This is a genomic window from Type-F symbiont of Plautia stali (genome assembly GCF_059731105.1).
Genome location: NZ_AP035911.1, coordinates 11,991 through 24,198, shown reverse-complemented (window position 1 = coordinate 24,198; position 12,208 = coordinate 11,991). Strand labels below are relative to the sequence as shown.

12 protein-coding genes are annotated in these 12,208 nt (G+C 53.2%); 4 read left to right on the top strand and 8 right to left on the bottom strand.

From position 1 onward, the window contains the following. Positions 1 to 10: 10 nt before the first annotated feature. From AC6I7A_RS21575 to AC6I7A_RS21555, 5 genes are all read right to left on the bottom strand, one after another. On the bottom strand, positions 11 to 1,174 hold the full coding sequence (locus tag AC6I7A_RS21575) for a metallo-dependent hydrolase (RefSeq protein WP_058957577.1): 1,164 nt from the start codon (positions 1,172 to 1,174) through the stop codon (positions 11 to 13). A 12-nt stretch (positions 1,175 to 1,186) separates the two neighbouring features. Next, positions 1,187 to 2,584 carry a DASS family sodium-coupled anion symporter gene (locus AC6I7A_RS21570; protein ID WP_058957578.1) on the bottom strand — a complete coding sequence of 466 codons (1,398 nt, stop codon included), beginning with the start codon at positions 2,582 to 2,584 and terminating at the stop codon, positions 1,187 to 1,189. Between the two features lie 69 nt (positions 2,585 to 2,653). Further along, the gene (locus tag AC6I7A_RS21565; protein ID WP_167429303.1) at positions 2,654 to 3,352 is read right to left on the bottom strand and encodes an RraA family protein; all 699 of its coding nucleotides are present in this window, start codon (positions 3,350 to 3,352) and stop codon (positions 2,654 to 2,656) included. A 10-nt stretch (positions 3,353 to 3,362) separates the two neighbouring features. After that, complete coding sequence (locus AC6I7A_RS21560; RefSeq protein WP_058958530.1) at positions 3,363 to 4,316, bottom strand: hydroxyacid dehydrogenase; 954 nt, start codon at positions 4,314 to 4,316, stop codon at positions 3,363 to 3,365. A gap of 587 nt (positions 4,317 to 4,903) precedes the next feature. Next, positions 4,904 to 5,113 carry a hypothetical protein gene (locus AC6I7A_RS21555; protein WP_058958532.1) on the bottom strand — a complete coding sequence of 70 codons (210 nt, stop codon included), beginning with the start codon at positions 5,111 to 5,113 and terminating at the stop codon, positions 4,904 to 4,906. 415 nt (positions 5,114 to 5,528) lie between these two features. Here AC6I7A_RS21555 and AC6I7A_RS21550 point away from each other — a divergent pair, with 415 nt between their 5' ends. Further along, positions 5,529 to 6,440 carry a hypothetical protein gene (locus tag AC6I7A_RS21550; protein WP_058958372.1) on the top strand — a complete coding sequence of 304 codons (912 nt, stop codon included), beginning with the start codon at positions 5,529 to 5,531 and terminating at the stop codon, positions 6,438 to 6,440. Between the two features lie 2 nt (positions 6,441 to 6,442). On the opposite strand, the gene AC6I7A_RS21545 is transcribed toward AC6I7A_RS21550, so the two are convergent. Then, the gene (locus AC6I7A_RS21545) at positions 6,443 to 6,682 is read right to left on the bottom strand and encodes a hypothetical protein (RefSeq protein WP_058958373.1); all 240 of its coding nucleotides are present in this window, start codon (positions 6,680 to 6,682) and stop codon (positions 6,443 to 6,445) included. Between the two features lie 229 nt (positions 6,683 to 6,911). On the opposite strand from AC6I7A_RS21545, the gene AC6I7A_RS21540 reads away from it, so the two are divergent. The 3 genes from AC6I7A_RS21540 to AC6I7A_RS21530 all read left to right on the top strand — a co-directional run bounded on the left by AC6I7A_RS21540 (position 6,912) and on the right by AC6I7A_RS21530 (position 9,468). Then, entirely contained in the window at positions 6,912 to 7,445 is a 534-nt protein-coding gene (locus tag AC6I7A_RS21540; protein WP_058958374.1) for an SRPBCC family protein, read from the top strand. Continuing rightward, on the top strand, positions 7,446 to 8,612 hold the full coding sequence (locus tag AC6I7A_RS21535; RefSeq protein ID WP_046103058.1) for a zinc-dependent alcohol dehydrogenase: 1,167 nt from the start codon (positions 7,446 to 7,448) through the stop codon (positions 8,610 to 8,612). Between the two features lie 310 nt (positions 8,613 to 8,922). After that, positions 8,923 to 9,468, top strand: a complete 546-nt coding sequence (locus tag AC6I7A_RS21530; protein ID WP_058958375.1) for a chorismate mutase — start codon at positions 8,923 to 8,925, stop codon at positions 9,466 to 9,468. Between the two features lie 249 nt (positions 9,469 to 9,717). Here the strand turns inward: AC6I7A_RS21530 and AC6I7A_RS21525 are convergent, their stop codons facing one another. Together AC6I7A_RS21525 and AC6I7A_RS21520 are read right to left on the bottom strand one after the other, a co-directional pair. Then, positions 9,718 to 10,749: a hydroxyacid dehydrogenase gene (locus AC6I7A_RS21525; protein WP_058958376.1), complete on the bottom strand. Its 1,032-nt coding sequence runs from the start codon at positions 10,747 to 10,749 to the stop codon at positions 9,718 to 9,720. Between the two features lie 23 nt (positions 10,750 to 10,772). Continuing rightward, positions 10,773 to 12,191, bottom strand: a complete 1,419-nt coding sequence (locus tag AC6I7A_RS21520; RefSeq protein ID WP_058958377.1) for a DASS family sodium-coupled anion symporter — start codon at positions 12,189 to 12,191, stop codon at positions 10,773 to 10,775. Positions 12,192 to 12,208: the final 17 nt, after the last annotated feature.

Genomic DNA, 12,208 nt, shown 5'->3' with positions numbered 1-12,208 from the left:
GGATTCTCAATCAGAAACGCTGGCGACGATAGACAATCTGTCCATTGCTGATGGTCGCACAGTTGTCGAGATAGTGATCGCCCGTTAAGCGTTCACCCCGGGTGTCTTCAAACACCACTTTCTCCTGCCGCAGTTTCACGATAGCGATATCGGCAAAGGCGCCGGAAGCCAGCGTGCCTGCCTCGCCCTGCATCTTCATCAGGCGTGCAGGCGTGGTGGTGACGGCGCGAACCACATCGAATAGTGACATTCCCATGTTCAGATACTTGGACATGATAAAGGGCAGACTGAAGACCTTATCGGTGCGCAGGCTATTTCGCAGGGTCAGATCGGTGCTGATGATGTCCGGATTAAACCCCTGCTCCATCGCCTTCCGCGCCACGGCAAAGTCGAAGTGCGCCACACCATTCGAACAGTCGAAAATGACGCCGCGATCCCTGGCCGCTTTGATGTCCGGAAAGAGCTCGCCGTTGGCCTGCAGGATGGCATGGCCGGTGCCGTGGAAACAGTGCGCGAAGATATCATCAGCCTGAAAATGCGTAATCAGTTCATCGGCGGGCAGACGCGAATCTGTCACATGCACGCACAGCCCGGTGTTCAGCTCGCGGGCCAGTTCCACGGTGGCGAAGAAGGGATCGCCACTGAAGTGACGTCCTCTGGCGATATCCTGGCTGTAACGCAGCTTCAGACCGAGAATATTGTCGCGATGTTCATTTACCGTCCGGGCAATCTTTTCCACGTTGAAGTTGGCCGGGTTGGTATTCTCCAGATACCCGGTCGGCCCGCCGCCCAGCGTGGAGAGGCCGACATTGACGACGTTCAGATAGCTTTTTATCCGCGTCTGCGCCGTGTTGATGACGCTGTTACGGAACAGCCCGTAGTTCACCCAGCCGCTGCTGCCCGCATCCACCACCCCGGTCACGCCATTGGGCAGGCCGATCACATCGGGATTAACGCTGATAGCTGTGCCCCCATGAAAAACGTGGGCATGAAAGTCAATCAGGCCCGGCAGCACCAGGCAGCCCGCCGCGTCGATAACGGTCTCCGCCTCCGGGTTGTCAACCGACTGCAGATCGACGATACGGTTGCCTGCCACCCCAACGCTCTGGTCAAGGAAGATGGCGCGTTCCGGGTCCACTACCCGGCCATTTTTAATCAGAATATCCAGTTTCATTTTGCTTTTCCTTTATCCAATACCGATCATTTTCCAGTAGGGGATCCCTATCAGAAAAAAGACCAGCACGTTGACCAGCACCATGGCGCTACCCAGTAACCAGAAGGTTTTTTGCGGGACATACCCACTTGAGAAGGTGAAGACACCCGCGCCGTTGCCGTAATGGGTCAGGAGTGCGCCATACCCGGCAGAGAAGGCCAGTGACAGTGCGATGTACATCGGGTGGGCCTGCGTGGTCATGCCCAGCGTGAATAACACCGGATAGAAAGAGACCACAAAGGCACTGTTAGAAACGAAGAAGTAACGCACCGCGAGGCTGATAAAAACCAGTACGCCAAGGGCACTGATTTCGCTGAGTTGCGACAGGTCCAGATAGTTTTTGATCACGTCGACCAGAAAGACATAGAAACCGCCTTTAGAGAGCGCGACCGCACAACCGTAAAACGCACCGTACCAGACAAAGGTCTGCCAGGCCGATTTTTCACTGGCTACATCGTTCCAGTTCAGTACGCCGAACAGCAGCAGACAGGCCAGGAATGCCAGCCCCACCGGAATGAAGGGGATCCCCGTTAAAGAGCCGGTCATCCAGCCGAGAATACCCAGCACAAAGAAGACCATCAGCAGTTTCTCTTCACGCTTAACCGGGCCCAGCTCGTGCAATCCCTGAACGGCAATGTCATTGACGTTATCGATGCTCTTCAGCTCAGGCGCATAGAGTTTATAGAGGATCCAGGGGGCCGCCAGCAGCACCAGGCCCGCCGGCAGGATGGCAGCCTTAAACCAGACCATCCAGCTGAGATTCACATTCATGATCTCATTCGCCAGCGAGACGGTAATCGAGTTGGTCGCCATCCCGGTCAGGAACAGGCTGGAGGTTCCCATCGAGACGACATACATCAGAATCGTGAGATAAGCGCCAATCCTGCGACTGCCCTTATCGGGCGTTGATCCCAGTGCTTCGGCGATGTTGCGGAAAATGGGGTAGGTGATGCCGCCGGAACGCGACATGTTTGAGCCTGTGGCCGGTGCCAGCACCGTGTCGGTCACCATCATCAGGTAACCCAGTGTCAGCGTGTTTTTGCCATAGCGCTGAAGCAGCAGGTAAGCGATACGTTTACCTAAGCCGGTGATCACGAAGGCTTTGCATATGATAAAGGCACTGATGATAAACCAGACCATCGGGCTGCCAAATCCCGCAAACAGCGGGCCTGGCGCAATGAACAGTGACGCGAAGCCCAGAATAATCAGCATAATCACGGCGTCGGTGAACGGACGCAGAACCAGACCGCACAGCATCGCCAGATAGATACCGACTAAGTGCCAGGTCTGGGCGGAGAGGCTTTCCGGGGGCGGGATCATCCAGAACAGAACGGGGAAAAAAAGGATGGGTAAGAGCTTCAGATAAAGCATGATGATATTACCTCAGCTTAGCAGCCGCGCGCCGGGACGCCGGGACGCGGCTTTTCATTATTTTAAGAATTAGCGGTAAACGTCGTCGATGAACTCAACGCCTTTTTCATCTAATGCTTTTCTGACCCATGCCCGGTTCGCGGTGCCACGCTTCGCTGCGGCAACTTTACCGGCGTCAAAACTGGCGTATTCCGTCGCTTTTTCGAGCAGCGCCGCGGCATCGTTCAGCGGGACGACTATCACCCCGTCCGCATCGCCCACGATCAAATCCCCCGGACACACCGCAACACCGCCGACGGCGATGGGGGTATTGACCTCTCCCGGTCCCTCTTTAAACGGACCGGCGGGGTTTGAACCCGTGGCGAAGATGGGGAAATCGAGCACCGAGAGGGCATCAATATCCCGGACAGGCCCATCCAGCACGATGCCGGCAATTTTGCGATCGTAGTGAGCGTAAGCGATCATGATCTCTCCCATCAGCGCACGGGACCGATCGCCTTCGTTAGAGACCACGATGACATCATTTTCTGTTGCCATATCCAGCGCCGCATGCAGCATCAGATTGTCACCGGCGCGCGCCTTCACGGTAATGGCATAGCCCGCCATGACAGGTCTGGCCGGTGAAGAGATGCGCCTGATGCCGTTACCGAGTACAGCAATCCGGTTCATGGTGTCAGCAATGTTGGCTACAGGCAGCTGCTGATAGGCTTCGAGTAACGCCACGTCAAAAGCGGGACGCTGTGTGAAAATACGGTTACCAATAGACATACGCTTCTCCTTAAAAGCCCGGCACCGGCCAGGATGGTTTTTTGCCCGATAACACTTCATCAATGCCGATGGCGGAATGCAGCGAGGCACGGTCCGTGGCTTCTTTCGTGGCGGCACCAATATGGGGGGCAATTACGACGTTACTCAGTGCAAAAATGGGATCGGCGGGGTCGAACGGCTCTTTCTTCAGGACATCCAGCCCGGCTCCGGCAATCTGAAAGGTCGACAGCGCGTGATACAGCGCTTTTTCATCGACCAGCTTGCCGCGTGCGGTATTGATGAAGTAAGCCTCTGGCTTCATCAGTGAAAACTGCTTTTCACCGACAAAGTCAAAGGTCTCTTCTGTCGCCGGGCAGTGCAGCGAAACAAAATCACTCTCCCGGAAAATCCGGTCAAAATCCTGAGTTAACTCAACACCATCCGGCACCTGAGCAGCTGTTTTGTAGGGGTCAAAAGCAATGACTTTCATGTTGAAGCCATGCAGAGCCTTCATGGCTACGCGTGAACCAATATTGCCGACGCCGATAAGGCCGAGGGTTTTCCCGTCCAGCTCAACTTTTGGCGTGCGCAGTTTTGCCCGGTAATAATCTTCCAGCATCTTCTCTTCGACGAGACGGAAGTTACGTGAGCAGTGCAGCATGAAAAAAAGCGCCAGTTCAGCCACGGACATACTGTTGGCGACAGGCGCATTAAGCACCGTGACGCCGTGGCGTTTTGCCGCCTCTAAGTCAACGGTGTCATAGCCTGCGCCATGGCGTGCAACCACTTTTAATTTTTTTGCTGCGGCAAATACGCGCTCAGACATTTTTGAAAGTCGAACAATAATTCCGTCACAGTCAGGAATATCGCGAATGATATCCTCCTCTTCCATGCCGGAACCGGTAATGAGTTCGTAGCCACGACTCTCCAGATAGTCCCGCCCTTCCTTCATGATCTCCTGCGGAAGAAGAATTTTATAGCTCATTTAAGGTACTCCCTTGTGGTTTCTTTCCCCGGCTGTTGCAGAGGTCATGCCAGAATGAAAAAGACAGACAAACTAAAATAATTAAGAGCATGAAAAATAATAATTTTTTATTTTAATGTTAGCTGACAAGCCGCTTTAAAAGAGTGACAACAGTCTCACCCTGCGCAATGGAAAAATAAGCACATTTCAGAGTGAAAAGAAAAAATTTCAATATGAAATAACCACTACGTTAATAGCTGGTTAATTAAATTTTCTTATTTTTTCTGACTGGTTAAAGGAAGGTAGATCAGATTAATGAAGGGATAAATTATAACGCTGTTAATGTTATTTCCAGACCACCGACAACAGGAAAGAAATAAAGATCTCTTTTTCCTGCAATAATGAAAAAGGAAAGGTTTTTTCGTTTCGGGTTGCGCTCAGAGGTGACAGATAAAAATTTTCATTCCGTTCAACTTTTTTGAGCACTGATGACAGGCGCTTCATTGAAAAATTGGATGGAGCTATTTCTGCCCCACCCATCATTTTTTCAGATACAGATGAACGGTACTGGCTGGCGAGAGCGTGATAACGTCATCAATCAGGTTACGTTAACGCCAGAATGACTTAATATAAGAACGGCTGCTGAGTCTTTTAATAAAATGGTAGGGACAGGTAAAACGCTGCCCGTCCCACTCAAGATTAAACCACTGAAACTCATCATCTTTTATTTTCTCTACCAGGCTCATCGCCTGCATGGGCGTCTGAAAAGCATAAGCTTTCATCACGCCCTCTTTGGTGCATAAATCAATATGAACCATGGAACCCCCTGCTGTGTAAAAAAGGCACGCTTTATAATTATGGAATAGCCTTTAAAGCATAATGCAGGATCCGCCCGCCGATTATCTGAATCTGTAATATTTACGTAAAAGATAAAACAAAGTATTTTTTTGGGCAAGCCAGCCTTATTGCATCAATTAATTTGACGATGCAGACATAACAGGGCCGGATGTGAATAGACGCCCCTTGTCGCGATTGACGACAGCACAGATAACACGCTCATCCGCGCATTTTTTTGGCCTACCGTTCCGGCTTCAGATGCGCGCCCGCTCGGGCAGAGCGTCACCGATGCTGTCGGGATGGTCAAAAACAGAGCATATCGTTACACTCTCAGCAGCCTTCTCTGCGAACCGGCACGGCTCAGACGTTCCCTTACGGCAGGCAATAAGGACTCTTATGCTGGATTATATGGTGTCGCTCTACCGTACTGTTCCTGTCTCGTCGGGCTGTCTCAGCGCCTGGCTTGCCCGCTGGCTGGCCCGGGAGCAGAGTCGCTGCCACGATCATCACTTTTCCGCCGCGTTTCCCTGGCGTGAAACCGGCCTGCCCCAGCACACCTTTTTGCAGCGGGAACTGACGATAAACGGCCAGCGCTATCTCACCGGGCCGCGCTATCTGGGAGGAGACCTGGCTCAGCCCTTCATTGATGTCATCGCACGTGATGGCGCGCTGGATTTTGCGGCGGCTGACGCCATCATGCGGGCGTGGCAGGTGCTGAATCCGCTCAGGCTGCGGGTCCTGTTGCCTGTGACTCACGCTGAAATCGGCTTTACTGACCAGCTGCTTTTTCTCAGCGATCCCGCTTCGCTGCCGGAACCTGTCACAGGCGAACTGTCTCTGGTCACTGCCAGCCGGCGCGATTTTCCCGCCTGTCTCGCGGCGATTCATCACGCCTATCGCGTCAGCAGGCAGACCCTGCCGCATCTCCGCGATCAGTTACAGGCTACCAGCAGGCAGGAGTTGCGTGATGATATCGCTGACGGGCACGTCCGTCTGATTGTCTGGCAGGAGAGGATGGCTGGACTGATTATTTGTGTGCCACGGCAAACGGCGTTTATTGAAGGCTTCCAGATTATGGATGAAGTCATTATCCCTGCCTGTCAGGGCCGGGGGCTTGCCGCGAGCGCGCAGCGGCTTTTGCTGCGGCAGCTTCATCTGCACCATGGCGAGCGCGCGCTGCTGACCGGCACGATTCTGCCAGGCAACCTTCCTTCTTTACGAACGGCCTTCAATGCCGGACGACGCTGCGTGCTGAAGTATCAGTTTTTTACCCCCGCCGATTTACGCACAGGCGGTCTGATCGGCTGAGGTCACCACAAGGCGAGCGCAATCAGCTTATCCTGCACCCGGTAAACCCGCTGCTTCAGACTCAGGCTCTCTTCAGCACCGATCAGGTTAGCCTCATAAGCCGCATTGATTTTTTCCAGCGCGCTTTTGGTGCTAATTTTCAGTCCTTCATGCCAGTTCGCTTCTGAGCGGCTGGCTGCCTGCTTCTCCAGCTTTCTCACATATTCCGCGACGTTTTTGTTCGCGGAAAACAGGTTACTCAAGGCCCTATCTCCCTCTTTTTGCTGCTGTAAATGTCCCTCCCGGCGGCGCCAGGTCTCTGTTCCGGAATGCCAGAGTGCGTCTCTGCACTGGCTATCCGGCAGGCATCCTGACCTCTTTCTGAGATTGCAGCTTTGATCTGACTGACGCGGCTTCGCTCGCATAATCCCCCGCACTGTCCTTAACTCAAATCTTGTAATCCCGTTCCACTGAGAACTCCCGGAGGACGTTTTGACAACCACATCTGAGACAACGACCAGTGACAATACCCTCACGCTCCGGCGCTGGATAACGATCGGCCTGCCCGCAACCGAGCTTTTTGCCCTGTGGCTTGAGCCGGATACCCTGCCCCGGATTATGAGCCACTTCGCCAGCGTGACACCGGTGAATAAAAGCGATGCGCACTGGCAGGTTGAAGGGCCTCTCGGCAGGCATTACCGCTGGGAAAGCCGGATTGTTGAAGCGCAGCCGGGCGAAGTCATTGCCTGGCGTTCGCTGGACGGCGCGGACATTCCTAACGAAGGTGAACTGCGTTTTCGCCCCGCGCCGGGTGAATGGGGGACCGAACTGGCCCTGACGCTGCAGTTCACCCCACCGGGCGGGGCACTGGGGAAAAAGGTGACCACGTTATTCGATCTGCTGCCGAAAGAGGTGGCCAGCAAAGCGTTACATCGCTTCAAGAGCCTGGCTGAAACCGGTGAAATTCCCACGCTGGAGGGGCAGCCTGCGGGCCGCCATGCCAGCCGTAAGGATAAGGAGAAATAGATGCGCGCACTCTGCTGGAATGGCGTCAACGATCTCAGCGTTGAAACGGTGGCCGATCCTGGTCTGATTAACCCTCATGATGCCATCATACGGGTCAGGCTTACCACGACCTGCGGCTCCGATCTCCACGTCATTGACGGTCTGATCCCGACGATGCGCGAGGGAGATATCCTGGGCCATGAATTTATGGGCGAGGTCGTCGAGGTCGGCAGCGCGGTGAAAAATATCCGCCGCGGTGACCGGGTGGTCGTACCCTCATTCATCTCCTGCGGCTCCTGCTGGTATTGCCAGCAACAACTCCCCTCCTGCTGTGACAACACACATCCGCAGTGGGAAAAAGGGGAGACGGCGCTGGGCCATCCGACCGGCGGAATTTACGCTTACAGCCATGCCTTTGGCGGCTATGCGGGCTCGCATGCGGAGTATGTCCGCGTCCCCTTTGCCGACAATGACTGCTTTGTCGTTCCCGACGGTGTCACCGATGAGCAGGCGCTGTTCCTCTCCGATGCGACACCAACCGGCTACATGGGTGCCGATTTCTGCAACATCCATCCGGGTGACACGGTGGTGGTCTGGGGCTGTGGCGGCGTCGGCCTGATGGCTCAGCAGAGTGCCTGGCTGATGGGAGCACATCAGGTCATCGGTATCGATCGCTATCCTGAGCGGCTGGCGATGGCGCGGGACTTTGCAGGCAGCATCGCGCTGGATTACACCTCGGTCGATATCCACGAAGCCCTGCTGGAACTGACCGGCGGCCGCGGCCCGGACAGCTGTATCGATGCGGTCGGCATGGAGGCCAGGGGGGAAGGCTTAAGTCAGGTCTACGACAAGACGAAACAGATGCTGCATCTTGAAACGGATGTGGGGGCCGCCCTGCGTCAGGCACTCTACAGCTGCCGCAAAGGCGGCAACATCGCTATCCTGGGCGTGTATGGCGTGATGGATAAGTTTCCGCTGGGGCTGATGATCAACAAGAGTCTGACCATCCGCACCGCCCAGCAGCACGGGCAACGCTATATGCACAGGCTGCTGGAACATGTCGCGCAGAATGAACTCAACCCGGCGTTTATGGCGACGCATCGCTTCCCGCTGGAAGAAGCGCCGCGCGGCTATGAGATGTTTAAGCATAAAGAAGATGGCTGTGTTCGTGCCGTCTTTGTTCCCTGAGAACAGGATGCCCCTGACCGATCCGGGCGGCTGAGCCGCCCTTTTCTCTTTGTCCCCCGCGCTTACCTCAACGTCAGATTATCCTTTTATGGCAGCCCGTTCCCCCTGAGCAGAGCGGGGACCGACCGATCAGGATGGCAGGATCATATGAATTTTTTATGAACCTGAAAGCCAAAAAACGATGTTAAATGAATAACCTGCCTGAATGTTGCCGGTACCGCCATTATTCACATTTTGTAAAAATATTAATCACACTACGTTATCGTTTCATGCATAAATTAGTGCCACTTTTCACTCATGGAGCAGGCAAATGACGCAGTTTGTAGCGATTTTTTTCTCTTCACTCTTTATGTGCAGCAACGTTTTCGCCGGGTCGGTCTCTTCCGTCTCACTCGGGGCCATTTCAACCGCCCTGAATGAACGTATGCAGGTCATGAAAGCCGTGGCAGGTTATAAAGCGCAGCATCATTTACCCGTGGAGGATCTGCCCCGGGAGCAGGTGGTACTGGAGAACATGCTGCACAATGCGCAGCAGGAAGGACTTGAGCCGGAATCGGTGGAACCTTTTATTCACGCCCTGATGAATGCCAGTAAAGCCATTCAGTATCGCTATCGGGCTGACTGGCTTTCCACGCCGGATAGCCTGCAGGCTGTTCCGGATCTGGCAGAGACCCGGCAGCAGATACAACGGCTGGATACACAGTTACTGACGGCGATCAGTCAGCGGCTGATGGCAGGCACCCTGGCAGACGCCGACAAAGCCTGGCTGCTCTCGCAGCTCGCGGCCCCCCACCTCAGTGAGGCGGACAAAAACAACCTCGTGACCTCCCTTTCCCGCATTCAGCGCAGGCATTAGGCGGAGGGCGTCACGCAGACCCTGCAGAACGTTCTGCTCCCAAGGGGGAATCTCAGGATGCGTCACCGGTCATAAGTGAGAACGTTACAGGCATCAGCCCTGTTGCGACTTTTCACTCTGAAGGATAGCGGCAAATGCTGTTCGCGAAAGGATGCGTTTACGTTAATGCAGGCATAAGAGCCTGTTGTCCGACAGGCTCTTATGCAGAGTGTTAGCAATGCCAGGATCGATGATCAGTGCAGGAGTGAATTAATAATCAAACATCCCGGCGGGGATTTTATGACTCTCTTTTGTATCAGCGTAAGTTCGCGCAATCTGGTAATCAATCACCGGAATGGGCCAGGTGGGGGCCTTACCTTCATACATCTCGGCAACCCCCATAGCAGCCATGTAAGAAGCCCGGATGGCGGCTTCAGCCGTATTGCCTCCCACGTGCGGGGTGATGAGCACATTATCCAGTGCCGCCAGAGGGTTATCCGGGTGCATCGGCTCATGAGCAATGACATCCAGTCCTGCGCCAGCGATGATGCCATTTTTACAGGCTTCAACCAGATCGTCTTCATTGACCAACCCACCGCGCGCGGTATTGATCAGAAAAGCACCCGGTTTCATCATGGCTAACTTTTCTTTGTTAATCATATTATGCGTCACTGAGGTATCGGGGGCGTGCAGTGAGACGTAATCACTCTCCGTAAAAATTCTCTCCAGGTCTCTTACGACCTCAACCCCATCGGGAAAATCTTTAGCAGGCTTGTAAGGATCGTAGCAAAGCACGTTCATTTCCATCGCCAGACAACGTTTAGCGGTCCGGCTGCCTATGTTTCCGCACCCGATGATCCCCACGGTTTTGCCGTTTAAGGTTGTCATCGGCGTTTTTAATTTTGCCGCATAGTAGTCGACCGGCAGCATTGCACGAAGTCGGCTGACATTGCGGCTCATATAAAGCATGAGTAACAATGCCGTCTCCGCAACGGATGTACTGTTCGCAACAGGCGCATAGAGGCATTTGACGCCAAAGTCATCAGCAGCCTTCAAATCAACCGCATCAAACCCGGCACCATGCCGGACAAGAACTTTTAAATTCGGTGCTGCCGCCTCAAACACTTTGCGAGACATTTTGGTCACACGAACAATGATGGCATCCGGCTGGTGTAACTGCATGTCTGCAATCACGTCGTCGGTTTCAAAGCCACGCCCGTCAATTAACGTATGCCCCTGCCGTTCAAGCAGAAGTCGTCCATCCTGTTTCAATTCCTGTGGCAAAAGCACTTTCCATCCCATAATAAAACCTCGTTATTTATAGATTACAGTATGCCTATCAATTTCCAGTAGGGAAGACCGACAGTAAAGAGCACTAAAGAAATAAGGATGAGTATTATCGTGCCTTTTGTATACCAGTCCTTTTGGCTGACATAGCCGTTCCCGCATAAATAAATACTTGCCCCGTTTCCGTAATTACAAAGCAAAGCACCGTATGCGCCAAAGAAGACCAGCATCAACGACAGGGCCATCATATTGACCTGGGTCGCTTTGGCTAAGGTCAGCACCACTGGATATATGGAAACGATATAAGCGGAGTTCGAAACAAAAAAATATTTCACGACCAGACTGAGTAATACCAGAATCACCAGAACCAGAGAGCCGCTAATCGCGTTAAGATTCAGATACAGCTGAAGCTGTGACGCAATCCAGGTATAGAATCCGCCATCATTTAACGCCACGGTCAGACTGTAAAAAGCACCAAACCAGGTAAACATGTTCCAGGCGCCTTTTTCAGCCATCAGGTCATCCCAGTTTAACAATCCAAACACCAGCTCCAGCGCTAACCAGATAAAGGCAACAATATAGAGTCCCATGCCAATCTTATAGCCAATACTCCATCCCAGAATGGCACAGATAAAAAGCACAAACATGACCTTTTCATCCCGCTTCATGGGGCCCATTTCCGCAATCTTTTGCAGAACGATGGGTTTTATATTTCCCAGGTCACGCATTTCGGGTGGGAATAACTTGTAGACCACAATGGGGCTGAGAAAAAGGATCAGTAAACCGGGGACCAGAGCGGCTTTGAACCACAGCGCCCACGTCAATTCAATCCCAACGACATTGTTTATCGTCGATGCAATCACGGCATTGGATGCCATTCCGGTTAAAAACAGCGCCGCTGTTGACATGGTAACGACGTGCTGTAAGAGCTCAAGATATGCGCCCAGTTTTCGGGGATTTTTGTCGGGATGGGAATCCAGCGCTTCCGATAAGCCCCTGAAAATCGGGAAGACAATCGCAGACCGTGATGTATTAGATCCCGTTGCCGGGCTCAATATCAGATCGCATATCAGCATGACATAACCCAGGCCAAGCGACGAACGGCCAAAGGAGGTGTTGCCGAATTTAGAAAGTAAAATGTATGCCATGCGTTTACCCAGCCCATTTTTTCTGAATGCGCTGCAAGCCAGTAACACGGCCAGGATAAACCAGACGTTCTGTTGTCCCCATCCGTAAAAAAGCGCGTTGGGATCTTTCACGAAAAAAGCCCCAAGCCCTACGATAATCAGGCTGATAATGGGCTCGGAAAACGGCTTCAGAATGAGTCCACACATCAGCGCAAGGCATAAGCCCGCCATATGCCATGTATTAATATCTAGTCCGTCAGGACAGGGTAGCGTCCAGAATAACGCAGGGAAAATAACGACCGGAATAAGCTTTGTTATCTTGCTTTTCATTTTTCGTTCTTCCTGGT

Bases quoted from the DNA above. Each gene is read 5' to 3' on its own strand.
- AC6I7A_RS21575 (WP_058957577.1), bottom strand. From the start codon at position 1,174: ATGAAACTGGATATTCTGATTAAAAATGGCCGGGTAGTGGACCCGGAA.
- AC6I7A_RS21570 (WP_058957578.1), bottom strand. From the start codon at position 2,584: ATGCTTTATCTGAAGCTCTTACCCATCCTTTTTTTCCCCGTTCTGTTC.
- AC6I7A_RS21565 (WP_167429303.1), bottom strand. From the start codon at position 3,352: ATGTCTATTGGTAACCGTATTTTCACACAGCGTCCCGCTTTTGACGTG.
- AC6I7A_RS21560 (WP_058958530.1), bottom strand. From the start codon at position 4,316: ATGAGCTATAAAATTCTTCTTCCGCAGGAGATCATGAAGGAAGGGCGG.
- AC6I7A_RS21555 (WP_058958532.1), bottom strand. From the start codon at position 5,113: ATGGTTCATATTGATTTATGCACCAAAGAGGGCGTGATGAAAGCTTAT.
- AC6I7A_RS21550 (WP_058958372.1), top strand. From the start codon at position 5,529: ATGCTGGATTATATGGTGTCGCTCTACCGTACTGTTCCTGTCTCGTCG.
- AC6I7A_RS21535 (WP_046103058.1), top strand. From the start codon at position 7,446: ATGCGCGCACTCTGCTGGAATGGCGTCAACGATCTCAGCGTTGAAACG.
- AC6I7A_RS21530 (WP_058958375.1), top strand. From the start codon at position 8,923: ATGACGCAGTTTGTAGCGATTTTTTTCTCTTCACTCTTTATGTGCAGC.
- AC6I7A_RS21525 (WP_058958376.1), bottom strand. From the start codon at position 10,749: ATGGGATGGAAAGTGCTTTTGCCACAGGAATTGAAACAGGATGGACGA.
- AC6I7A_RS21520 (WP_058958377.1), bottom strand. From the start codon at position 12,191: ATGAAAAGCAAGATAACAAAGCTTATTCCGGTCGTTATTTTCCCTGCG.